Here is a 22198-nt window from a genome sequence, read left to right on the forward strand (position 1 = left end):
AATCGTGCGATGACTCACAGATATTGATGCTCAATCTTGATACAACGATTCTCAATATATGGAATACCAGCACCAAGTGCTAGGCTCTCTGCTTCAACGCTCGAGAGACCGAGTTGATTCCAAATCATTCCGACATCACCATGAGCGACAGCATCTTTTGCAACATCCGCTAAAAACTCAGAGCGACGGAAGACGTCGACGATGTCGATGTGTCCTGGAATGCTCGCGACGGTTGGATAGACTTTTTGACCGTTCCATTCGTTTAACGTCGGATTGACCGGAATGACTTCGTATCCATGTTGGACTAAGTAGTCCGCAATCCAGTTCGCAGTCTTCCCGGAATCACTCGAGACACCGACGACGGCAATCCGTTTTGCGTCCTTCAAATATTGACGTGCTTGTTGATCGGTAATCATCTAGAACTCCCCCTTATGAAAATAACTCTTGCCTAACAGTCTATACCCGAACCAAGATGAAGTATGCGAAATCGAGCACGTTTTCGACGTTTTTCAGAAATCGTCTTGAAATCAAATGAGTCGACCGATGACCCGTCGAACGAGTTCTCGATGCAACTGAGAGCGAAATTGAATATTCATTCTTTTTTGATGGATTAGTTTACATAATATTATTATTGTTGTTATACGCATTTTATTAGGTTAAAAACACTTAAATTCTCTATAAAATCTCACGTGCATCGAGTTGACCAATGACCCGCCTGGCACCTTGTCGATGCAACTGAGAGCTCCCTGTCTGACAATTTAACATTGCGTGAAATAACTATTTCACGCAAACAAGTGTCTGACGTACCAACGTTTGGTATACTACCACTAGAGGGGTGATTGTCGGATGAGTTTATTTAAAAACCTAGGAAAAACGATACATAAAACGACCGTTTCGGCTACAGCACCAGCGATTCCCGGTTACGAGCGGATGCCACGCTTCATTCAGTCCTATTTGGATCAGTTAGCAGCAAAACATTTCTCATTAGCAACGATGCGCCGCTACGTCTACGACTACGAAGCGTTCTTTCAATTCGTTGCAACGGCGTCGGGTGAAGAAGTGACGGCGCGCGAGATTCCGCTTGAAGCGTTCGTCGAGATCGATGCAGCGGGGATCGAAGCTTATGCCGAATACCTGGCCTTAACGAAACAAAATGCACCGAGCGTCATCAACCGGAAATTATCAGCATTACAGTCGTTATTCCGTTATTTAGTCGATACAGGTCAACTGTCGGAAAATCCGGTCGCAAAAGTCAATCGACCAAAACAAGCGAAACGGGAACCGGTTTACCTGACGAAACGCGAATGGGATGAATTGATTCAGTTGTTACCTTCGAACGTCGAGATGAATGCCCGGGAAGCATCACATTATGAACGCGATCGCGTCCGTGACGTGACGTTGTTCCAACTGCTCGGTTATAGTGGAATGCGTTTGAGTGAGATGACACAACTCGTCTGGAATGATGTCGATTTCCACGAAAACACACTCCGTGTCATCGGGAAAGGTAATAAAGAGCGACTGATTCCGCTCGCGAAACCAGCCCGGATCGCCTTACGCAAATACGCGATTCATTATCAGATGCCAACGAGCGGCGCCGTGCCTGTCTTCCAAAAACACGGGAAACCACTCAGTCCACGGGCAGTCCAGCATATTTTGCAGCGGCACACGGAACGATTGAAACCGGTCCTGCCCTTTTTAGAACGCAAAAAAATTACACCACATAAACTGCGGCATACGTTTGCGACACGACTTGCGACCGGTGGGGTCGACGTTCTGACGATCCAGCAGCTACTCGGTCACGAATCCGTCGCAACGACACAAGTCTATGCCCATATCGGTGATTCCGAGAAAAAACGTGCCGTCGATTTATTTGATGGTGAACGATAATCATATTATGTTAACTAAGGGAGGAATAGCATGAATTACGGGCTCAGTGAACGCAAAATCAAACAAATGTCTGATGCCTATGCTTTTCGACGGGGTAAGAAGTATGTCGCTGCCCGAAAGGTCACGTTGCACAATTACCGGATGGGTGACGAACTGATCGAAGCGAGCGTCGACGGCGAGGAACGATTTACGGTCACCGTCCGCGTCAAAGCGCATGGTGTCGACGCCGGCTGTAATTGTCCTTCGCTTGCGATGGATACGTCATTTTGCGGACATATCGTCGCCGTTTTACTGGCGATGCATCATGTACAGGCACACGGGACACCAACCCCGCTGTCACCGCAAATCCGTCCCTTCACGGCGATTCAAGTCGATGACGCCGGCGCGCGCCATTATTTACGCAGTCTTACGCCTGACCGTCGGGTGGCGATTCATTTCGAACTGACCGGCCCCGTCGTGACGCTCAAACGATTGACGGACAATCAACAGCATCAACTGTCCCTGCCCTACTTCGATCGGTTGCTTGAACAGACGGAGTATTTGCAGCGGGTCGCCGATGTTTCGTTCAGTCCTGATTTGCAGGAACGAATCGTCTCCGGAACGCCAATCGTCAAGTTGCATCTTGACCGAACGGCTCAGGAAGTCGAAGTCCGCGTGACATTCGATTACGGTGGTATTCAACTCAACCCTTTGGACGAAACAATCTACGCAGGACGGGATCAAGTAACGGAGCAGAGTGTCTTACGCTTCTTACGAGAATTTCAAGCGACGGCTCGGGACTCACGCTACATCATCATGAGTGACACAGCGCAGTATGCTTTTCTACGGAGTCTGCTAGACGAACGGGTCGCACTCGGTCACTTAGAGTTATTCGCGACGCAAGCGATTCGGACGACATTACCGAAAGGACCATTTCATCCGCGGATCGAAGTCGACGTGACGGACCGATTCGACTGGCTCGTCTTCAACTTTTCGATGGACGGGATTCCAGAAGATGAGCTAAAACGTGTCCTAAAGTCGCTCGTCTTACAAAAACGCTATCACCGCTTGAAATCCGGACAGTTCGTTTCCCTTGAGACACGTGCCTTCCAGCAGTTACAACGGGTCCTCGCCCAGATGGACGCGAGTGAACGAGACTTACGTGACGGGCGGATTGTCTTACCTGCCGTCCGAAACATGAAGCATCTGATGGGTGCCTCTGTCCTCCATCTGCACGCCGATTTGCTCGAGAAATGGCTTGAATTGAAATCGGGACAAGGAATCCGGCTCGACTTGCCGAATTCGTTAGAATCACGACTCTATCCGTATCAACGGACGGGCATTCAATTTCTGAAGAATTTAGAGGCAACAGGGTGTCACGGGATTTTAGCCGATGAGATGGGGCTCGGGAAGACGATTCAAGCGATTGGTTATATAGCAACAATCCCTGAGTGTCGTGCACTCGTCGTCGCACCAGCGTCACTGCTCCGCAACTGGGAGGCAGAACTGAAGCGCTTTTTACCCGATCGACCGGTTCATATCGTGACGGGTTCTCAAGCCAGCCGACTCCGCGAACTGGAGCACTTACCTGAAGATACGGTGACAATCGTCTCCTACACGACGCTTCGAAGCGACGTCCGTCGCCATCCTATGTATGACGTCGTCTTTTTTGACGAAGCCCAGCACTTAAAGAATCCGCAAGCACAAACGGTCAGTCAACTGCGACATCTGCAAGCAAAACGTCGATTTGCCTTAACGGGAACGCCGCTCGAGAATCGTCCGCGTGATATCTGGTCGATCTTTCATGTCTTATTCCCGGAATTACTCCCGGATTTAGCGACGTTTGAGAAGTGGTCGTTTGATGACATGCAACAGTTCATCCAACCGTTCTTATTGCGACGTGAGAAACAAGATGTCTTACAAGACTTACCGAAGAAACAGATCGAGCATCATTATGTCGAGCTCGGACCGAATCAAAAACGGTTATATGCGTCGTATCTCGCCAAACTACAACTCGAGACGCTGCAACATTTAGACGAGACGAAACGCGAAGATCGTTTGAAGTTACTGGCTGGCTTAACGCGGTTGCGGCAAATTTGCAACGATCCGGGATTATTTGTCGAGGGGTACACGGGGGAAGCGACAAAACGAACCCGTCTGCTCTCACTAATTGCCGAAAAACGAGCTGCAGGAAAGCGAATCTTGATTTTCTCGCAGTATACGCAAATGCTCGAGCGTATCCGCTCGGATCTCGCGCAACGTCACCTCCCCCACTTCCTGTTGACGGGCGAGACACCGCTCGAAGACCGGTTAACGTTGTGCGATCGGTTCAATGACGGGGAAGTTGATCTCTTCTTGATTTCCCTTAAGGCAGGTGGAACGGGACTGAACCTCGCGTCCGCTGATACCGTCATTCTCTTTGATAGTTGGTGGAATCCAGCTGTCGAACAACAAGCAGCTGACCGTGCCCACCGGCTTGGACAACAGTCTGACGTAACAGTCATCAAACTGCTGACTCGCGGAACAATCGAAGAGAAAATGACGGAATTACAAGATCGAAAAGCTCAGATGGTCGATGCCGTCCTGACGGCTCCAGACAGTGAGGCCTTGACCGTCAAAGAACTCGTTCATCTCGTAGAAACAAAGGAGGAACAACGGTGACCCTTGATCTCCTGCTTGGTTATCTCATCGGTAGCATGCTCGGTGGTACGCTCTGGAAGTACATCAGCCGCACTGATTTGGCACAGGTCGGATCCGGAAATATCGGCGCCCGCAATGCCCATCGCGCCGGTGGAATCCCGGCCTTTTTATTCGTCTACCTATTTGATGCCGCAAAGACAGTCCTTGCCTTGCATCTAACGGACACGTTTTACCCCGTCGTTCTTGCCGTGCTCATCGGTCACTTGTTTCCGCTGTTTCATCCGCGGAGCGGCGGCAAAGGGTACGCTGTGTTTTCGGGAATCGTCTTTGCCATTACGCCGTGGGCATATCTTGCCGGACTAGGCATACTCGGTCTGTCTTATCTCGTAACGAAAGATAGCGTCAAAGCAGGGCTGATTCCGGTTGTTCTGCTCCCGTTACTCCCTGTCTACTTTGACGCGGGACCCATCAATATCTTGTGTACCGTTGCCGTAAGTCTACTTGTCCTGTGGGCTCATGATGCACTTCACAAGCCAGTCATTACATAAGGAGGACGTCTCATGATCGACTTTTCCATTGCCACCGCTTCGGACGCGGAAGCAATCCATGAACTGAACTACCTCACCTTCACAGAAGAGATTCCGCAACACCAACCGAACACCGAACGGAAACGGATTGACCGGTTTCATGATCAAAATACCTATCTGATCGGCAAGGAAGACGATCGACTCGTCGCGATGATTGCTATTCGGAAGCATCGCCCTTTTTCGCTTGAAGAAAAAGGCGTGACGTTAGACGAGACACTGACAGACCCAGCGGAAATCCGCTTACTCAGCGTTCGACCCGAATACCGCAATAGCCGTACGTTCATGCAATTGATGCGCTTTTTGATGGTCTACTTAGAACGGGAGACGATTGATCATGTCTATATCAGTGGTACAACACGAGAAGCGAAACTATATGCGCGGTTCGGCTTCACACCAATCGCACCGACGCTTGGTAATGGAGATGCTCAGTTCGTACCGATGTTGTTGTCGCGCGCGACATACGAACGATCCGTCATCGCGGACGTCTTACGTCCCCTACATTTTCTCGCGGGACCAGTCGAAGTCGCGCCGACGGTTCGCCAAGCGGCGCAACAAGCACCACGCCCACATCGAACAGCATCGATGCGACAACTTGATCAAGACTTACGCGGTCGAATGCGTCAGTTGCTGGATCTCCCGCATGTCTCAATGGCTGTCGGTAGCGGCACCCTTACGAACGATATCGTGGCGCAACAACTCAGCGGATATGGGTTGATCCTAAACGGCGGTGAGTTTGGTCAACGTTTGATTGATCACGCGGCACGTGCCGGGAAGTCATTTGATATCCACCTGCTTCCGCTTGGTCATCCAATCAACGTGGAACAACTTGCACATCAATTGAATGAGACGAAGTATGACTGGGTCTGGTTAACGCATTGTGAGACGTCGACGGGTGTCCTCTATGACCTCGATGCGGTAAAAGAGCTGCTACCTCAACGAACCGCACTCGTTGTGGATGCAATCAGCGCCGTTGGGACCGGTCGTTTTTCATACGCTGGCTGCACTTTCGTCACGACCGTTTCCGGAAAAGCGATTGGGGGATTACCAGGTCTTGCGTTCATCGGGCACGTAGATCGCGTCTTACCTTCTCCATCTATTCCACGTTATCTGGATCTCGGTCTATATGCGGATGGGATTGCTTTTTCTGGCTCCTCGAATCTGTTGCTCGCTTGTCAGGCAGCACTGGATGCTCTCGATCTTGATCAAGCCGCAATCAAGATGACCTATCTCGAGCAAGCCGTCCGCGCAACTGGCTTTCAATTGCTTGCTCAACAAGAAGCACAAGCACCAGGCATTCTAACGATCGTCCATCCGTCAGCAACTGATTTAGGCGATGCTCTGCGGATTCAGGGTTATCATGTTCAATACGCAAGCGACTATCTTGTTCGCAATCAGTGGCTCCAAATTTCGACGATGGGACAGACGACGATACGGCAAATGGAACGTCTCATCCGTGTGTTAGTCCGTGAAAATCAACGAATCAACATAAAAAACGAAAAAAACGAAAGACCTCTCAACCCTTGATTTCAAGGAGTTTTGAGGTCTTTCGACTTTAAAAAAATAAAAAAAGAGGTTTAAGGATTTAAAACATAGGGGTATAAACTCACTAGCACCGCATCAAACCGGTGACTTACTCACACATGTTTCTCAATATCAGCGTAATGACCTGGGAGAGAAATGCAAAGTCACGAAAGCGTCAGATTCAAGAGAGTCTGAAACCGATTGTCTTAGCATACTTAAATTGTTCAGGACTTGTCCTGCTCCTACATTCATTACCTTTTGAGGGCTATACCAAATTCAAGGGGGAAATGAACATGTCAGTTAAATTAACAGCCGAAAAACGCGAGGTACGTCCACGCTCACTCCGTAAACAATTACGTCATGAAGGAAAAGCTCTTGGTGTCGTGTATGGTTACAAAGTGGAAAGTACACCAATCGCATTTGAAGAAAAAGAATTGCTTAAAATCGTCCGAGAAAACGGTGAGAACGTCTTGATTTCACTTAAACTCGACGGTAAAAACATCAACGTCTTGATTAACCGTCGTGACATGGATGTCTTCACACCAACCGTCGATCACGTCGAATTCATCGCCGTCAAAATGGATGAAGAAACAGAAGTCGAAGCAGACGTTGTACTCGTTGGTGAAGCAGCTGGCGCTAAAGTTGGCGGTTTCCTATCACAAACACTCTTTAAAGTAACAGTTGCAGCTACACCAGATAAATTACCAGAGAACGTCGAAGTTGACGTCACGAACCTCGAAATCGGAGATTCAATCTCTGTAGCCGATCTTCCAGAACAAAAAGATTTCCGTATCGTCACTGAAGGTGACATTCAAGTCGCAGCAGTCGTCGAGTCTACACTTGAGCAAGAGCTTGAGGAAATCGAAGAAGCAGAAGCTGAGGCACAAGCTGAAGCAGGCGAAGACAACGAAGCAGAAGCAACAGAAGAGTCTTCAGAAGAAACAAAAGAAGACAACGAAGACAACAAATAAGCTGTTCAACGGTACGCCCTCGTGGCGTATCGTTTTTTTGTGTCTTGACAAGAGACACCAGATTGCCTAAAGTGAACAGCGTATCAACTATTACCATATCCACTAGGGGAGCCCATCGGCTGAGACGATTCACTTCGGACCCTTCGAACCTGATCTAGTTCATACTAGCGTAGGAAAGTGGAGCGATCACATCCAATGACTCCTGCTACGCGCAGTTTTTCTGAGGACCGCTCTCTTTTTTGCGGAGGGCGGTCTTTTTTGGCGTCTCCCCCACTCTAAGGAGGACGTACCTAATGCAACACTGGAAAATGAAAGAAATCATGGTCATGATGATGCTCGCCGTCGCTTGCGGTGTCATCTATCTCGGCTGGTCGACACTTTGGTTACCGATGTCTGCGATCTTCGGTCCCGTCGGTGCTAACTGGATGTTCGGAATTTGGATCATCGCAAGCCCGCTCGTCGCAGCAATCATTCAAAAACCAGGTGCTGCCCTCATCGCGGAAATCGTCGCGGCAGCCGTCGAGCTGTTCACGGGTAGTCACTTTGGCTTATCGGCTCTACTGATCGGGGTCTGCCAAGGACTTGGTGCGGAACTCGTCTTCGCGATGACGCGTTATCGCCGTTATGACACCTGGACATTGATGTTGTCTGGTGTCGGAGCAGCCGTCGGAAGTATCGTCTACAGTCTGATTGCAAACGGATTCAGTTATTATACGACGACGACGTTACTCGCGACGATTGGCTTACAATTGATCAGCGGTGCGTTACTTGGTGGCTTACTCGCATGGATTCTCGTCCGTCGTCTCGTTGCGACTGGTGTGTTAAGTGGTTTTGCAGCCGGACGTGTGAAACGGGAGGTCGCATGATTATCGTCGACGACCTCAGCATCCGCTATCCCGGTCAAATGAAATCTGTGCTCGATCATATAACGCTAACGATCGACCAAGGAACGACACTTTTGCTTGGGCGCAGTGGAAGCGGAAAAACGACATTGCTTCATGCGCTTGCTGGATTAACGCCAGAGGTAATCGAAGTCGAACAGACCGGCACCGTCACTCGGTCCGGTTCGGTCGGAGTGCTGTTCCAAAATCCAGAAGAACAGTTTTGTACGGAAACGATTGGACGGGAAATTGCCTTTAGTTTAGAAAATCGGTCGATTCCACGTGCGGAGATGGATGAACGAATTGAGCAGTTGCTGGCACTCGTCGGTCTTCCCCTCCCCTTTTCGACACCAATTGCTAGTCTCTCTGGGGGAATGAAACAGCGACTGGCGCTCGCCGCGGTCCTAGCGCTCGAGCCGACGATCTTATTACTCGATGAACCAACGGCTCAGATTGACCCGATCGGGCAACACGAGCTGATGGCGTTGATCTTTCGGATTCAGAAAGAACATGATTTAACGATCGTCTTGATTGAACACCAACTCGATGTCTGTTTGCCGTATGTCGATCAGATCATCTTACTTGAAGATGGATCGGTGACTGCGACGGCGCATCCGCAGGATTTGTTCCCGCAGGCGTATACAGAGCTTCAATCGAAAGGGATCGCTGTTCCCTCTTTGTATCCGTACACGTTAGAGACGTTACCCATAGATGGACCACAAGCAGCGCGACTTCACGTGCTTCCTCCAGTCGATACAGCAGGCATTCCCTTGTTACACGTCGCTGCATTATCGACGAAAGCCCCTTACCCGCTGACCGATGCGACATTTTCCCTGAAGACGGGAGAATGGGTGATGCTGCTTGGGGCAAACGGATCCGGGAAAAGTACGTTGCTTGCAACACTCGGTCGGTTGCTCTCGCATCAAGGAACATATCGGTTCCAAGAACGTCCGGCTCAGCGTTACTCCCGGAGACGCTTTTATGAGCACGTCGGCTATGTCTTTCAACAACCGGATCTGCAGTTTCTCAAACTGACGGTCGAAGCGGAAATCGACTGGAGTCACCGGGCAGCGACGAGTGATGAGCGTACAGCGTTGCTCGAACGGCTGGAACTAGCATCTGTCAAACAGCAGTCACCGCTTGCGCTTAGTACGGGGCAACAACGACGGCTCAGCGTCGCGACGATGCTCGGGCAGACGAAGGATGTGTTGTTGCTCGATGAACCGACGTTCGGACAGGATGGATTGACGACACGGCGACTCATGGAACAGTTGTTGACGGAACAACAAAACGGAACGACGCTCGTCATGGCAACGCACGACATGGAACTCGTCGCTCGATACGCGGATCGTGTCCTCGTCATGGAGCAAGGGCGGATTGCCTTTGACGGACGTCCGAGCGGGTTGTTCGCTGACGTTCCGTTACTCGAACGCTGTCAACTACAACGTCCACTTACGTACCAATTCCAGGAGGTGAAGCGACATGCAGACGAACGCGTCACTGTTCGCTAAACTCAATCCTGTCATCAAGGGGAGCGGATTGTTTTTGATCATGTTTGCCTTGATTGCAACGAATGACTGGATCAAGACGTTGGTGTTCCTGAGTTTTGCTATCGCCTTGCTACTCCTCTCCGGATGGGGTCCCGTCGATTTCTTGAAACGGCTCGCACCTTACAGTCTATTATTCTTATTGACGTTCTGGATGATGGCGGCGTTTGGCAAAGGTACGAACACGCTCTGGTCGTTCGGTTGGTTTCATGTCACGTCGGAAAGTGTCATGCACGGCTGGTTACTTGCCTTACGGATGGCAACGTTCGTTTGCTTAAGTTTCGCTTTCGTCACGACGACCGATGCGACCCGGTTCGTGATGAGCTTAATTCATCAGGCAAAGGTATCGCCCCGCTTCGCATATGGGTTCCTTGCCGGAATTCGCTTTTTGCCGCAACTGGTCGAAGAAGTCCGGGTCTTGCGGCAAGTCCGGATGATTCGGAGCGTGCACAGTCGCTTTCCTGGTGATGCGTTCCTATCAATCGGCTTACCACTCTTCTCGCGATCTATCCAGCGGGCAGAACGGATGGCAATCGCCATGGAAGCCCGTCATTTTTCAGCTGAGCGGACGTATTACGAGGTACCGGTCGTTCAGCGTCAGGACATCGTCTATCTCATGGTCATCCTCCTGTTCATCAGTCTTGTCTTTTGGCTATGATTACCGCCACCCGTATCCGGGTACACTCTAGCAAGACAGATTGAAGGAGAACGACATGAAACGAATCCTCTTGATTGGTGCAGGGCACGCTCACCTGCATTGCATTACCAATGGAACAACAGAAGACGTCGAATGGCTGGTTTTAAATGCCTCGACGCATCAGTATTACTCGGGTATGTACTCCGGGCTTGCTGACGGAACGTACGACATTGATGAGATCCGTGTCGACGTCGCTGCCTTATGTCGCGCCTATGATAAACAGTTCATCGAAGAGATCGTCATCAAAATCGACCCCGTCGAAAAAGTCGTCTTCGGTGCATCCGGCAGACACTATGCCTATGACGTCGTCTCGACGAATATCGGCTCGTTCGATTGGTCGGAAGATACGACACGATTATCGATCAAACCGAACTACCGGTTACCGGATACATTAAAGCGTCTGCAACAAGCAAAGCGTCCAGTCTTGATTGGAAGCGGTGCAGCGGCCGTCGAGATGGCGGCGTCCTTGAAAGTGGCGGATGTGCCGATTACACTGATCACGGATCCCGAGTTACTTTCAGGACACCCCGCAGCGGAAGCGATTGCGAGACGCTTACAAGAACTCGATGTTCATTGGATTCGAGAACGGCCACTGAACGAGGCGTCTCCTCTCCGCTTTTCACATCATCCACCAATCGAGTCAGATGCGATCATCCGCTTAACAGGTGCGAAAGCTCCGGCATTGTTTGCAGATAGTAAGCTGTTCACGGAAGACGGATTTCTACTCGTCAATGAGCAGTTGCAAGCGCTCGATCATCCAAGTCTGTTTGCTGCGGGTGACGCGGCGACCCTCGTCGCTTATCCCGATATTCCAAAGAACGGCGTCACAGCTGTCCGGCAAGCACCGGTCTTACTGGCAAACCTCTTACGGTACGTCCAGGAAGAGGCACTGCAAACGTATTGTCCACAAAAGAACTATTTGACGATTTTATCGATGGGACCACGTCATGCGGTTTCCCTGTATGGTAAATCTTACTCAACTAATCGACTTGGTTGGTACCTGAAGCGCTGGATCGATCAACGGTTCATGCGGAAGTATCGCCCTTAAAAGCGTGCGCCGGCGCACGCTTTTTTTGTACATAAAAACAAGCCATGGACGGGTGTCCACAGCTTGTTGGATTAGACGGTTTGATTTCCTTTAACGTACGACAGCAACGTTTCGTTGAACTTATCTTGTTCATCAAGCAACATACCGTGCCCACTCTCTTCGAAGACTTCAAGTCGTGCATGTGGGATTCCCTTTTGCATTTCTTCCGCGAACTCGAACGGACAGACTTGGTCTTTTTTACCGTGGATGATTAACGTATCAACTTTGATGTTTTCGAGTTTTCCACGCAAGTCCTCATCGCGTAATGCGATTGCTGACTGAATCGTACCGTGGGACGAAGCAGCGATGCTAAGACCGTGGAACCATTGTTGGAGTGGTTCTGGATGCTCCTTCGCAAAGAAGATTTCCCCGAATCCTTTGAGCATCGACGGACGATCTTGTTTCGTGTCGGCAATCAACGCATCGACTTCTTCTTTTGTCATCCCGTATGGATAACCGTCGCGTTGTGTAAAGACAGGCGCTGCGGCTCCAGCGAGGACAAGTTTACTGACTTTTGAATCCCCGTATTGCAAGAGATAGGACAAGGCGATTCCTCCTCCCATCGAGAAGCCAAGCAACGTGACGTTCGTTAATTTCAGCTGTTCGATGACTTCATTAATGTCGGACGCCATCGTCTTATAATCGTATCCCGTTGCTGGTGCATCTGATTTGCCATAACCGCGATAATCAATCCCGACGTAACGGTATCCTTCTTCGACGAGCAGATTCTTTTGATACTCGAACATATTGTTGTTGGCCGGCCAGCCGTGTAAAAAGACGACCGGTTGACCCGACCCGACATCCTCGACATAAATCTTCGTGCCATCAACTGCTTGAATGAATGTACCCATCATAAAACCCCCATAGAAATAGATTGACCGTGCATGCATCTATTATTCCCGAGTCAAGAGATATCAAACATCTTGATGTTGAATCTTTATAGAAAATTCTGTCTATTCTAGAAATTATGGTAAAATATAGTCATTAGCATAAAGGAGGGGTTTCATGAGACGCTTTATACATACCGGTATTCTCGCAGGAGCAGTACTACTTGCCGGATGCGGTAAAGAACAATACTTAGACCTTACATATGACGCCAATTACTGGGGCGGTATTTCGACTACCTTTGATGGTCAAGAGATACCGGATCTCCCGAAAAAACAAACCGCTGCTTTGTTGAAGGCCTGCCAGCAAAAACCTGATATGAAGCACTTACCTGATCGATATGTGCAACATGAAGGATTTGACTTATACTTCCTGCCTACGAGTGTCCAAGGGCGCGAGTTCCAACACGTTCGTTTCCTATCAGACGAAAAAAAGGACTATCTGGCCTGTCAGCCGATTCGCCATGCGGATTATGCGGTCCATCAGATCAAGCGCAGTGATTATCCATTCGTCGATTGGTCAAAACAACCAGTTAAAGCTAAATCGACAGTCGTTCGCTTTGGATCCGTTCCAAAAGAAGTAATGGATCAACAAAAACAGGAAAACGAAGAAAGTAAGCATTTGAAAGAGATAGGACGTTATCTTTTCCCGTCCTATCAACTATCTTTACCACCGGAAGGTCAATTTATTATTTTTGGAGAAGAAGACGGAAAAGAACGCACCTTCTTCGAGACGACCGAGTCGCTGTCCGGATCCGACTTGAATATCTCTTTCCGCCACAGCCCAAAAAACGGGATGCAGTCCGCAATAATAGATCTCACAGTAAGCGGAACACGCGAGGGAAACTTTTCAGTAATTCAAGAGTATGCGCAAGGGCAATCTTACCAGATTGAACGTAAAAAATTACCTGATGCCCTCTCGCCAAATCAAACGATTCACTTAGCAACCGTTCAAAAACTAGAAAAAGATAAAGTCGTCCAGGAAACCCCCATTTATATGCGTCTTAATAAGTCATACAAAAAACCATTAAATTTTAAATATGCTTTTATCAATATCAGGCAATCCAGCTATGTCGGTTTCATCCACCAATCACCAAAACAGCTCATCGATAGCGATTATAAGTTCGTCTCGGCAATACCGGATAAACTAGCCAAAAAAATCGCTCAGGAATTAAAAGAAACCGAAGTGATGGAGCCACAAGGCACAAAACTAAAGCAGAAAAAATTGACGTTGATGCGCGAAGGGAAAAGCCAAACGTTCGAGTTATATGAACGCAAACGCGCCAAAAAACTTGAAATCTATGTCGTTAAACCAGGATCAAAGAACGGTGCAAAGCTGTCAGGTACGACCAGTGAAGCACTTAGTGAGGTGCTTAATCAATGAACAAACGTTACTGGATCGGACTAACACTTGGAGCGACACTAGCATTAAGCGGTTGTCAAAGTGATGCGCCGAATTTCAAATGGGGTTACTTATCGCAAATGTATGACGGAGGGCAATTCAACGAAAAAGAATCTCGCACCTTGTCTGCTAAAGAACGAACTGTCATACAAAAAACGTGCGCGTCTAAAGTGAGCGATGCACCTACCGATTACGCTGTCGGCGATATCTATTCCGTCATGATGACGAATCCGTTCGAGGATTATGAAGGTCAAACCGTTCGTTACGTCAAAGCTGGAAAAAAGACGTATTTATATTGTCAGACATCGTTTAAAGGCGGGTACTATCCATTACCAAAGAAAGACGATGTCTTCAAGAAGACTGCTCTGACTCCACAGCGGAAGAACTTTAATATGAAGCCTACTGTATTAAAAAAAGACGATTGGTTTAATCCTGATGAAACGATCGCAGATCATTCTGCTCGAACATTAGAACTTCCAGGATCAGGTTACCTTGTCATCGAGGCGACGGATGTCACAAAAAAAGATACACGTACGACGTCTTTCGTATATGCGAATTCTCTGACACCGTTCACCCGTGATGTCGATCTCTATCTCATCTATAATCAACAATTTGATTCTACGTATGACGTGATGGTGCGCTTGCCTGAGTTATACGGCGGACGTCATGCCGAACGCCCGATTCATTCAATGAAACAACCAGGAAAGGTCCGGTTCGTTCCAGGTGACGGCACACCGGAGCATTACGGGACGCTCATCGCAACGGAGAAAAACGGACGCGAATACCGCTATGAACTGTCGATTCGACATACGATGGAACGACCATCTGAACTTCAAGAGCCGGAACAGACAGCAGACGACATCGTTGCGGATAATCAAGAAGTGACGCTATTCCATCAAAGACAGTTCTCGCATGTCCGTTTTGAAGAAGATGATCAAGGAAATCGTATTTCGGAGAAAGGTCTCGATTGGGACCATATGATCATGATGACGAGTGATGAATCCGGGAAATTAAAAAAAGCAATCAAGACAAGTGAACAGGCTGACGTACGAGGAAAACGGGCGAAGTGGAAATACTTGACGTTCCGAGATGGAGTGAAAGGACAACAATACGAAGTTTATCTCGATAAGCGTGTCAAAAAGACCGATGTTTATTTAAAAGATCCGAAGCGTGACGTGTCGATTCACCTATCGGCGACAGGTCGTGACATCCTCCTTCCTTTGTTCGAGCAATACGAAAAATGACTCACGCCATGAAGACGAGATGTTGCAGCAAATAAATCAAGGAACACCAGAAGATGAAAGCAATCCCCTCTCTTAACCACTCTTTACGCGTCAACGGTTCACGTAAGAAGGACACGCAAGCGAATAGTAAGACGAAGAAGTAGAGATAAATGAAGCCACCGCTCGTCAAGAAACCAAAGAGCAGGATCATACCACCGAGGACGGACAGGCTAGAGACAACAGGTTTACGATAGACCATGCGATGCCACCTCGCTTCATCTAGTTTGTTAGATTATACCCAGATTACGGAAAAACAATCTATTGTAATGTACTAGACAACACCCCTTGAGAGGCATCCTCCCAAGGGGTGTTGTTGTTTATTCCACGACGGCACTGTGATCAGCGACGATCGCATATTCCGTAACGGTATTCGACGTCACGAGCGGTTTGACTTCGGATGTCCCGTTATCCCGCTTATGGTGCACGCCTTTGTACGCTTGACTCTCTTGCCATGCATGGAATGCTGCTTGATTCGACCATGTCGTCATGATCGTGACGATGTCTTCTTCTTCCTGACTGATATCGACGAGGACTTGCATCCGGTGGAACCCTTCCATCCGTTCAATTCCTTTCGTCGTCTTAAAACGCGCTGCAACCTGATCTGCTGCATCTTTGACGACGTGTAACTGGTTCATGACGATCCACATGTTACCTTCCCCCTTTTTCGTCTTCAGTATACTAGAAGTCACGGGTCGTAGAAAACGCGGATGCGTTATCGCTTGGTAACGTTAAGCGTTGGATCGTCTCTTTTCCGTCAACGCTCGTCGCGATCATCTCGAAATAGAGCGAATGCGGGAAGGCATCCGGTAACGGTTGGACAGTATGGAAACGTTCCTGATCTGCTACCGACAATGAGCGTTGCATCGGACTAAGCGGCGCTTCGCCTTCAGCCGTCGTCTTATACGGCTCGAACCGGATCGATTTCATTTGTTTCGAACCATTCATGCCGTAGGCGACAAGGTATCGACCTTCGTCCGTCGTCAACAAGCGACCTTCAAACCAATCCTTCTCCCTCGACTGTTTCGAGCGAATGATTCGGTCGATTCGTTGTGCCTCATCGGTTTGTTGCAGGAGCAAAAACAAACGGTCGTGTTTCGCTTCAAGATACGCAACGGCGTAATGGTCAGACAGTCGTTCGACGAAGTAGACGTCGCGCGCTTCAATCGGCGTGTTCGTCATCTGTGTATATAACCGGGCGACTTGCTTCGCCGTAAAGGAAGCGGTCTCTTGACGTGGTTGCATTCCCGTCAGCGTTCCGAGCACGAGACCGAACAATAAGATGAGGAAAAGACGCCGTTTCATCGGTCGACCTGCTTGACGAGCAGATGGTAACTGGCACCCGGCGGAAAATCGTCGATCCGTCCGACTTCGACGAATCCGTGTCGTTCATAAAATGGAAGCGCTTGAAAGGAGAAGGTCTCAACGCGGATGTGCTTGACACCCGCTTCACGTGCCCAAGCCTCCAGTCGATGGAGTAACATCGTACCGATGCCACTTCCCCGCTCCTCCTCGACGACGAAGAACCATTCGATATGTAACCAGCCCCAGTAGACTTCCCCTGAAATACCGCCGATGCGATGATCGTTACGATTCGCAAATAAAGTAATGCGTTGTGTCCCCTCTGCACGTTTTGTCGCATGAAACGGTGAACGCTCGACATTGTATTGACGCACTTGTTGTCGCAACCAGTCCTGTCCGTCTTCATTTTCATTTAGTTGAAATTGTAGCATAGCCGAACTCCTTTCTTGTTATAGTAGTAATGGAGGTGAATACGATGGAACCCACGTTCCAGATTGATTGTACGAAGTGTTTTGGTTTATGTTGTACGGCACTCGCTTTTTCGAAATCCAGTGATTTTGGTCACGATAAACCAGAAGCGACACCGTGTCGTAATCTTGATGCGGATTACAGTTGTCGTATCCATGATCAGTTACGTGACAGCGGCTACAAAGGCTGTACCGTCTATGATTGTTTCGGTGCGGGACAACATCTCTCACAGCAGACGTTTCAAGGCGATTATGCACCCAAGCGACGCCAAGCGATCTATGCTGCCTTCCCGAAGATGGTTCATTTGTTTGAAATGATGTGGTACATAACCGACGGGAAACGCGATATCACGCGTGACATCCATGATCAACTCGATGAGATGCTTGCCGCAATGACCCGGTATGCGGCATTACCAGCCGAGCAATTTGAACGGCTTGATTTAATGTCTGTTCGTCAAACCGTCCGACCGCTCCTTGAATCGATTGCATCGCGTGTTCAAGCTCAGTATAGCGGAAGACGCGATCAGACACCACGTGACTGGGTCGGAAAACAGCTACAAGGACGTGATTTCTCAGGTGCCAGTGTTCAGAATCAGTGGTTGCTTGCGACGAACTTGTCGCGCAGTAACTTGCGCGGAGTCAACTTTCTCGGAGCTGATTTGCGAGACTGTAACGTCAAAGACGCGGATCTGACAGACGCGCTCTTTTTGACACAGGCACAAATCAATGCGGCAATCGGCAATGCCGCGACACAGTTACCGCGTCGCTTACTCCGTCCGTCGCATTGGCGTTAAACAGAAACGAATGATAAAGAGGCACGTTTTCGATTGACGACCGAAAGCGTGCCTCCTTTTAAATGCTTGTGCTTGTTATCTTTTACCTAGCGTAAAGCCGTCAAAATAACGCCCGCCGAATGGTGCGAGATAATCATCGACTAACGCGACGACTTCTTGTCGGTCATCCGATTGATAATACAACTCGAATGCCACTATATGTCGACGCGCATAGTCTTCGTCAAACTCCGCGAGTGCGCGGATCGCCCACTTCCCTTGTCCGATGTAGCGACGATTGGCGCGAAGGACGAATTCGATGCTTTGTTCATACAAACGCGACGCAATCGCAAGACCCTCCGCGCGATACGTCACACTCTCGAAATCGTCGAGCACATCACTTAAAAAATACCGTGCGCGCTCTTGTTCTGCATTCGTCCAAGCGATTGGTCCGTCTGCCAATTGCTGAACAGCTTCCTTGCGGATAAACGCAAGGTGCGGATGATCTTCGATCGTCCAACTGTCCGCAATCATTCGTTGCAATGACGGGCGACCACGTTCCCGGTCACTCTCGAAAAACGGCTGAATCGTTTCAAAGGAGTGGATGAATGCTTCGACCGGCATACCGTCATGGATGAACGACTCCCGAAACGCTTGTCGTCGACTTGCTTCAAAGATGATCAAATCGACGTCTGACTGGGCGGTCGCCTGCCCTCGTGCATGACTGCCGGCAAGTAAGACGGCACAGTGATCCGGATACCGCGACGCAACGAGCGGCATGATCCAGTCTTGCCACTCGTCGTGTGTCCACTCAATCTTCAATTTGTTCACCAATGCCGGAGAAGACAGCCAGTTCGTCACCTGGCACAGCAACGATCGTTGCGTCAGCTCGGTGTGGTGCGAGACCGATATCGATCGCCCAAGACTCGTAATATGTATCCGACCCGTTCAAGACGAGCGTTTGTCCGTTGCTGAACGTCAAGAATAGATGCGGTGCGGTCTTCCCGATCCGGACACCTGTGATCCGTTCTGCGTGAAGCGAGACGATCAAGTGCAACATCTCTTCCTTCGTTGCATGGCGGACGACCCAATCCTGCGTCGTCTCAACATCCCCATAAAACAAACGATCCGTCTCGATCCGGAGTCGGAGTTCAGGAGCTGTCGTATCGAATAGATTGATAAACTCCAGCGTGACGTATCCTGCGACATGGACCGTTGCTAATTGTGTACCGATGAAATACGTCTTTAAAAGTTGACGGGCGAGTTGATGATCTTCTTTATTCACGATGAGCACCTCATTTAGAAAAGAATGAATGATAGAACAATAAGTCCGATCAGCTTACTTCCACTCAATTTACCACAAATTAGTCGAACCGAACATGAGAAGAAAGACGTGTTTTCGGTTTTTTGCGGCACGAAGGCAAGAATACGGTATACTGATGAGGAACTGACGTCGATCTTGATCGACAGAGAGGAGCTCACTTCATGCAATATTTCTACATGAGACCCTACCCGGATGATCCAGATTGTTCTATGCAACAAGCAGAAGCGGACCGGATCGATGTGACGACACGTGTCATCGAGACCCATGATTCGGCCAAACGACGAACGGAACTCGAACAGATGCTTGAGACGCTTCAGGCGGGCGACGAAGTCATCGTCACGCATCTCTATGTCTTAGCAGACTCGACGCGACATTTAATCGAGATGCTCGAGCACATGGAGGCACGTGGTGCAACGATCTGGTCGCTTCGCGAACAGATTCGGACGAACGAGCGGGCATCCTTGTCTTTTCTTGAAACAGCAAGGCATCTCGTTCAGTTACAAAGTGACGTCATCAGTATGTCGACCCGTGCCGGAATCACAAAGGCGAAAGAACAAGGGAAACAGACGGGGCGTCCCCGGAAAGCAGACGAGAACGTCCGTCGCGCGATTGCGATGTATCAAAGTAAAAACTATTCGCTCGCAGACATACGTGAACAGACGGGCATTAGTAAAAGTACACTGTATCGTTATCTCGAGAGTGAGACGATCGATACAACAGACAAAGGCTGATTTCCACTATGGAATCAGCCTTTTTGTTAGCTATTTTGTTTTAATGTGTTACCGAGCCATTTTTGGAGGGCTTTTCCACCTTCATAAAATGAGCTATCGCGTAATTCATACGTATGACCGCCTTGTTCGATCAAGTCGAGGAACGTATTCCCGACGTCTCGGTTTTCCCATTTCCGCTGGTCCGTCAAATACTTGAAGCCGAAGTTACATTCAACGTTGAAGATGATATGGAACGGTTCTTTAAACGATTGAACGGCACGGATCATCTCAATCAAAATCATTCGTTTCGGTGATGACGCTTCGAATGTATCGAACAATGTCGTTCGGCGTCCGTGAAATTCGATGACGCGGATCGCACGACCGGTATCGGCTTTAAAGTCATAACTCGTTCGAATCGAGACGATGATCTCGCGTTGGTCTGGTTGTACTGGCATGGTGTATCGCTTCCTTTCTCTCGGTCGATTATAGCATGGACCTCCTAAAATGTAATAGAGCTGATGATTCAGTCTCAAGAAGGATTGTCGTACCCTAAAAATTGTCTTATACTAAAATTACCAAATACATAAAGGAGCGTTTTCGTGAAACATCTATTTTCGATACTCCTCTCGGCGAGTCTGTTGTTTACCGGGTGCTATTGCTCCCTTGAAGAACGCACGGACGAGCCACACTTTAAATCCCGCGCCCGCTCGATCTCCTCGTATCATACCTTCGATATTGAATATGCGAAAGGACTACGTAAGGAGCAGGTCTCAAACCGTACGGTCACCGTGACGGATTCAAATGGTGAGCGGATGCAAACAGAGATTGAAGTTCTGGACGGCAAAGAAATTCGAATCAAACCACCGCGCACAGGATACAAAAAAGGACGTCGCTACATCATCCACATTCGAGATTCGATCGACGCCCGGAAACAAGTACATACGAATACGATTCGAGAACGAACCTTCACTGTCGACCGCTGACAGCCAAGGTTCGTTTTTATTTGGAACGAGCCGGGAAAACGGTGTAACTGATCGAGATGACGCCATCGATTACAAGAACGAGTCCCCACAGTTGTAACGTCCGCAAGAGGCTTTCCGTTTGTTCGGTATTTCCGAGCCAGAGAATCATGGCTCCGAGCAAGGCACCGCCAATCAAGAATGCCAGGATGTGCCGATAGAATCCGTTGCGTTCCCGTCGCGCTCGCGACATCCGTTCCTTTGCTACTTGTTCCTTGAGGATCACCCGACGATACATCCCGTCCGCCCAAGCAATCATCTGCTTTCCGAATGCGAGTGAGACGCCGATGTAAATCGCAGCAAGACCGTGCGCAAGCGTCGCGGTACTGCCGCGACTTAAATCAAATACTGTTAAGAGCAGTAAAACGATATCAATGACCGGCGACATCGCCATGAGACGAAAACCGAGCTTTTCTCGCCTGAATCCATAACGAACGATTAATCCTGCAACGATGAATACCCAAAACAGAATTTCACAACAAACGATGGCCCACGCGACGAGTTGCATTGTGATCATCTCCTTTTTTAATACGACTGTATCATAAAGATAACATCACCCGTCTCAATTGACCAGTCTTTTTAATACATTCGTGCTAAAAAAGCTGATATACTGAATGTATGCCAAAACAAGTCAACCACGAAGAACGAAAACGCCTTATCGCGGAAGCAACGTGGCGTACGATTTCTCATGTCGGTATTGAACAAGCCAGTGTCCGGACGATTGCCAAGGAAGCCGGTCTCTCGCTTGGAGCACTACGGTATTATTTCACGACCCAAGAAGAATTGCTCCGTTTCTCGATGCAACTCGTCCAAGAACGGGTCCAAGCACGCATCACAACCATTTTCGAGAGAGGAGGAACACCAGAAGAGACGTTATGCGACGTCTTACTCGAAGTCTTGCCGTACGCACCTGAGCATCAGCTGGAGATGCAGGTCTGGTTCCAATTCATGCTGTCTGCGTATGCGTCGCAAGCGACGGAGAATCCGGACGATATTTACCACATGTGTCACGTATTACTGACACGGATTCCGGACGGTACGCTCCGAGCAGGTATCGACATCGAGCTTGAGAGCGAACGACTCGCAGCACTCGTTGATGGATTAGCCTTTCATGCGCTGTTTCGCCCGGAACGTCTCCCGAAAGAACGTCTGCGTCATGTCCTTGTCCATCACTTGAATGCCTTATTCGTCCGTCCTTTAACGATAGACGACAAATAACCCGATATGCCTTCGTTTATATGAA

Annotated in this window: 25 protein-coding genes and 1 riboswitch; of the genes, 15 read left to right on the forward strand and 10 right to left on the reverse strand. The window is 49.0% G+C overall.

Annotated elements, in window-relative coordinates:
- Window positions 1–14 precede the first annotated feature (14 nt).
- Window positions 15–416 (reverse strand): CoA-binding protein, encoded by a 402-nt coding sequence (locus tag K6T22_RS08405; protein WP_238236129.1) that lies wholly within the window; start codon window positions 414–416, stop codon window positions 15–17.
- A 430-nt stretch (window positions 417–846) separates the two neighbouring features.
- On the opposite strand from K6T22_RS08405, the gene K6T22_RS08410 reads away from it, so the two are divergent.
- From K6T22_RS08410 to K6T22_RS08450, 9 genes are all read left to right on the forward strand, one after another.
- The gene (locus K6T22_RS08410; protein ID WP_058703402.1) at window positions 847–1887 is read left to right on the forward strand and encodes a tyrosine-type recombinase/integrase; all 1041 of its coding nucleotides are present in this window, start codon (window positions 847–849) and stop codon (window positions 1885–1887) included.
- Window positions 1888–1917: 30 nt separating this feature from the next.
- Window positions 1918–4527, forward strand: a complete 2610-nt coding sequence (locus K6T22_RS08415) for a DEAD/DEAH box helicase (RefSeq protein WP_238236136.1) — start codon at window positions 1918–1920, stop codon at window positions 4525–4527.
- The gene (locus tag K6T22_RS08420; protein WP_238236137.1) at window positions 4524–5054 is read left to right on the forward strand and encodes a glycerol-3-phosphate acyltransferase; all 531 of its coding nucleotides are present in this window, start codon (window positions 4524–4526) and stop codon (window positions 5052–5054) included. The genes K6T22_RS08415 and K6T22_RS08420 overlap by 4 nt, the downstream gene beginning before the upstream one ends.
- A 12-nt stretch (window positions 5055–5066) precedes the next feature.
- Complete coding sequence (locus tag K6T22_RS08425; RefSeq protein ID WP_238236141.1) at window positions 5067–6617, forward strand: GNAT family N-acetyltransferase; 1551 nt, start codon at window positions 5067–5069, stop codon at window positions 6615–6617.
- Between the two features lie 290 nt (window positions 6618–6907).
- Window positions 6908–7585 carry a 50S ribosomal protein L25/general stress protein Ctc gene (locus K6T22_RS08430; RefSeq protein WP_238236143.1) on the forward strand — a complete coding sequence of 226 codons (678 nt, stop codon included), beginning with the start codon at window positions 6908–6910 and terminating at the stop codon, window positions 7583–7585.
- A gap of 94 nt (window positions 7586–7679) precedes the next feature.
- Window positions 7680–7778, forward strand: a riboswitch (TPP riboswitch).
- Window positions 7779–7878: 100 nt separating this feature from the next.
- Window positions 7879–8451, forward strand: coding sequence for an ECF transporter S component (locus K6T22_RS08435; protein WP_238236150.1), 573 nt, complete (start codon window positions 7879–7881; stop codon window positions 8449–8451).
- Entirely contained in the window at window positions 8448–9977 is a 1530-nt protein-coding gene (locus tag K6T22_RS08440) for an ABC transporter ATP-binding protein (protein ID WP_238236151.1), read from the forward strand. The genes K6T22_RS08435 and K6T22_RS08440 overlap by 4 nt, the downstream gene beginning before the upstream one ends.
- Window positions 9949–10671 carry an energy-coupling factor transporter transmembrane component T family protein gene (locus K6T22_RS08445; protein WP_238236154.1) on the forward strand — a complete coding sequence of 241 codons (723 nt, stop codon included), beginning with the start codon at window positions 9949–9951 and terminating at the stop codon, window positions 10669–10671. The genes K6T22_RS08440 and K6T22_RS08445 overlap by 29 nt, the downstream gene beginning before the upstream one ends.
- Window positions 10672–10726: 55 nt before the next feature.
- The gene (locus tag K6T22_RS08450) at window positions 10727–11758 is read left to right on the forward strand and encodes an NAD(P)/FAD-dependent oxidoreductase (protein WP_238236157.1); all 1032 of its coding nucleotides are present in this window, start codon (window positions 10727–10729) and stop codon (window positions 11756–11758) included.
- A 71-nt stretch (window positions 11759–11829) separates the two neighbouring features.
- Here the strand turns inward: K6T22_RS08450 and K6T22_RS08455 are convergent, their stop codons facing one another.
- Window positions 11830–12648 carry an alpha/beta fold hydrolase gene (locus K6T22_RS08455; RefSeq protein ID WP_238236159.1) on the reverse strand — a complete coding sequence of 273 codons (819 nt, stop codon included), beginning with the start codon at window positions 12646–12648 and terminating at the stop codon, window positions 11830–11832.
- A 154-nt stretch (window positions 12649–12802) separates the two neighbouring features.
- Here K6T22_RS08455 and K6T22_RS08460 point away from each other — a divergent pair, with 154 nt between their 5' ends.
- Window positions 12803–14065 (forward strand): hypothetical protein, encoded by a 1263-nt coding sequence (locus tag K6T22_RS08460; RefSeq protein ID WP_238236163.1) that lies wholly within the window; start codon window positions 12803–12805, stop codon window positions 14063–14065.
- Window positions 14062–15327 (forward strand): hypothetical protein, encoded by a 1266-nt coding sequence (locus K6T22_RS08465; RefSeq protein ID WP_238236165.1) that lies wholly within the window; start codon window positions 14062–14064, stop codon window positions 15325–15327. Before K6T22_RS08460 ends, K6T22_RS08465 begins: the two co-directional genes overlap by 4 nt.
- Before the next feature lies 1 nt (window position 15328).
- On the opposite strand, the gene K6T22_RS08470 is transcribed toward K6T22_RS08465, so the two are convergent.
- The 4 genes from K6T22_RS08470 to K6T22_RS08485 all read right to left on the reverse strand — a co-directional run bounded on the left by K6T22_RS08470 (window position 15329) and on the right by K6T22_RS08485 (window position 17096).
- A complete protein-coding gene (locus K6T22_RS08470) occupies window positions 15329–15565 on the reverse strand; it encodes a hypothetical protein (RefSeq protein WP_029341740.1) in 237 nt (78 codons plus the stop codon).
- A 118-nt stretch (window positions 15566–15683) separates the two neighbouring features.
- Window positions 15684–16013: an antibiotic biosynthesis monooxygenase gene (locus K6T22_RS08475; RefSeq protein ID WP_238236168.1), complete on the reverse strand. Its 330-nt coding sequence runs from the start codon at window positions 16011–16013 to the stop codon at window positions 15684–15686.
- A gap of 31 nt (window positions 16014–16044) precedes the next feature.
- The gene (locus K6T22_RS08480) at window positions 16045–16668 is read right to left on the reverse strand and encodes a hypothetical protein (RefSeq protein ID WP_238236169.1); all 624 of its coding nucleotides are present in this window, start codon (window positions 16666–16668) and stop codon (window positions 16045–16047) included.
- Entirely contained in the window at window positions 16665–17096 is a 432-nt protein-coding gene (locus K6T22_RS08485) for a GNAT family N-acetyltransferase (RefSeq protein ID WP_238236173.1), read from the reverse strand. The genes K6T22_RS08480 and K6T22_RS08485 overlap by 4 nt, the downstream gene beginning before the upstream one ends.
- Before the next feature lie 44 nt (window positions 17097–17140).
- On the opposite strand from K6T22_RS08485, the gene K6T22_RS08490 reads away from it, so the two are divergent.
- Complete coding sequence (locus K6T22_RS08490; protein ID WP_238236174.1) at window positions 17141–17926, forward strand: pentapeptide repeat-containing protein; 786 nt, start codon at window positions 17141–17143, stop codon at window positions 17924–17926.
- Window positions 17927–18001: 75 nt separating this feature from the next.
- Here K6T22_RS08490 and K6T22_RS08495 read toward each other — a convergent pair whose 3' ends face one another.
- Entirely contained in the window at window positions 18002–18724 is a 723-nt protein-coding gene (locus K6T22_RS08495; protein WP_238236177.1) for a nucleotidyltransferase domain-containing protein, read from the reverse strand.
- On the reverse strand, window positions 18714–19187 hold the full coding sequence (locus K6T22_RS08500; protein WP_238236178.1) for a hypothetical protein: 474 nt from the start codon (window positions 19185–19187) through the stop codon (window positions 18714–18716). Before K6T22_RS08500 ends, K6T22_RS08495 begins: the two co-directional genes overlap by 11 nt.
- Window positions 19188–19387: 200 nt before the next feature.
- Here K6T22_RS08500 and K6T22_RS08505 point away from each other — a divergent pair, with 200 nt between their 5' ends.
- Window positions 19388–19957, forward strand: coding sequence for a recombinase family protein (locus K6T22_RS08505; protein WP_238236180.1), 570 nt, complete (start codon window positions 19388–19390; stop codon window positions 19955–19957).
- A 26-nt stretch (window positions 19958–19983) separates the two neighbouring features.
- On the opposite strand, the gene K6T22_RS08510 is transcribed toward K6T22_RS08505, so the two are convergent.
- Window positions 19984–20391, reverse strand: coding sequence for a hypothetical protein (locus tag K6T22_RS08510; RefSeq protein ID WP_023468357.1), 408 nt, complete (start codon window positions 20389–20391; stop codon window positions 19984–19986).
- A 144-nt stretch (window positions 20392–20535) separates the two neighbouring features.
- On the opposite strand from K6T22_RS08510, the gene K6T22_RS08515 reads away from it, so the two are divergent.
- Window positions 20536–20919, forward strand: coding sequence for a hypothetical protein (locus K6T22_RS08515; RefSeq protein ID WP_238236181.1), 384 nt, complete (start codon window positions 20536–20538; stop codon window positions 20917–20919).
- 16 nt (window positions 20920–20935) lie between these two features.
- Here the strand turns inward: K6T22_RS08515 and K6T22_RS08520 are convergent, their stop codons facing one another.
- Complete coding sequence (locus K6T22_RS08520; RefSeq protein ID WP_238236183.1) at window positions 20936–21463, reverse strand: hypothetical protein; 528 nt, start codon at window positions 21461–21463, stop codon at window positions 20936–20938.
- Between the two features lie 110 nt (window positions 21464–21573).
- Here K6T22_RS08520 and K6T22_RS08525 point away from each other — a divergent pair, with 110 nt between their 5' ends.
- A complete protein-coding gene (locus K6T22_RS08525; protein ID WP_238236186.1) occupies window positions 21574–22173 on the forward strand; it encodes a TetR/AcrR family transcriptional regulator in 600 nt (199 codons plus the stop codon).
- Window positions 22174–22198: the final 25 nt, after the last annotated feature.

Source organism: Exiguobacterium acetylicum, assembly GCF_022170825.1.
Lineage (GTDB): Bacteria > Bacillota > Bacilli > Exiguobacteriales > Exiguobacteriaceae > Exiguobacterium_A > Exiguobacterium_A acetylicum_B.

Bases quoted from the DNA above. Each gene is read 5' to 3' on its own strand.
- K6T22_RS08405 (WP_238236129.1), bottom strand. From the start codon at position 416: ATGATTACCGATCAACAAGCACGTCAATATTTGAAGGACGCAAAACGG.
- K6T22_RS08410 (WP_058703402.1), top strand. From the start codon at position 847: ATGAGTTTATTTAAAAACCTAGGAAAAACGATACATAAAACGACCGTT.
- K6T22_RS08415 (WP_238236136.1), top strand. From the start codon at position 1,918: ATGAATTACGGGCTCAGTGAACGCAAAATCAAACAAATGTCTGATGCC.
- K6T22_RS08425 (WP_238236141.1), top strand. From the start codon at position 5,067: ATGATCGACTTTTCCATTGCCACCGCTTCGGACGCGGAAGCAATCCAT.
- K6T22_RS08430 (WP_238236143.1), top strand. From the start codon at position 6,908: ATGTCAGTTAAATTAACAGCCGAAAAACGCGAGGTACGTCCACGCTCA.
- K6T22_RS08435 (WP_238236150.1), top strand. From the start codon at position 7,879: ATGCAACACTGGAAAATGAAAGAAATCATGGTCATGATGATGCTCGCC.
- K6T22_RS08440 (WP_238236151.1), top strand. From the start codon at position 8,448: ATGATTATCGTCGACGACCTCAGCATCCGCTATCCCGGTCAAATGAAA.
- K6T22_RS08445 (WP_238236154.1), top strand. From the start codon at position 9,949: ATGCAGACGAACGCGTCACTGTTCGCTAAACTCAATCCTGTCATCAAG.
- K6T22_RS08450 (WP_238236157.1), top strand. From the start codon at position 10,727: ATGAAACGAATCCTCTTGATTGGTGCAGGGCACGCTCACCTGCATTGC.
- K6T22_RS08455 (WP_238236159.1), bottom strand. From the start codon at position 12,648: ATGGGTACATTCATTCAAGCAGTTGATGGCACGAAGATTTATGTCGAG.
- K6T22_RS08460 (WP_238236163.1), top strand. From the start codon at position 12,803: ATGAGACGCTTTATACATACCGGTATTCTCGCAGGAGCAGTACTACTT.
- K6T22_RS08465 (WP_238236165.1), top strand. From the start codon at position 14,062: ATGAACAAACGTTACTGGATCGGACTAACACTTGGAGCGACACTAGCA.
- K6T22_RS08470 (WP_029341740.1), bottom strand. From the start codon at position 15,565: ATGGTCTATCGTAAACCTGTTGTCTCTAGCCTGTCCGTCCTCGGTGGT.
- K6T22_RS08475 (WP_238236168.1), bottom strand. From the start codon at position 16,013: ATGTGGATCGTCATGAACCAGTTACACGTCGTCAAAGATGCAGCAGAT.
- K6T22_RS08480 (WP_238236169.1), bottom strand. From the start codon at position 16,668: ATGAAACGGCGTCTTTTCCTCATCTTATTGTTCGGTCTCGTGCTCGGA.
- K6T22_RS08485 (WP_238236173.1), bottom strand. From the start codon at position 17,096: ATGCTACAATTTCAACTAAATGAAAATGAAGACGGACAGGACTGGTTG.
- K6T22_RS08490 (WP_238236174.1), top strand. From the start codon at position 17,141: ATGGAACCCACGTTCCAGATTGATTGTACGAAGTGTTTTGGTTTATGT.
- K6T22_RS08505 (WP_238236180.1), top strand. From the start codon at position 19,388: ATGCAATATTTCTACATGAGACCCTACCCGGATGATCCAGATTGTTCT.
- K6T22_RS08510 (WP_023468357.1), bottom strand. From the start codon at position 20,391: ATGCCAGTACAACCAGACCAACGCGAGATCATCGTCTCGATTCGAACG.
- K6T22_RS08520 (WP_238236183.1), bottom strand. From the start codon at position 21,463: ATGCAACTCGTCGCGTGGGCCATCGTTTGTTGTGAAATTCTGTTTTGG.
- K6T22_RS08525 (WP_238236186.1), top strand. From the start codon at position 21,574: ATGCCAAAACAAGTCAACCACGAAGAACGAAAACGCCTTATCGCGGAA.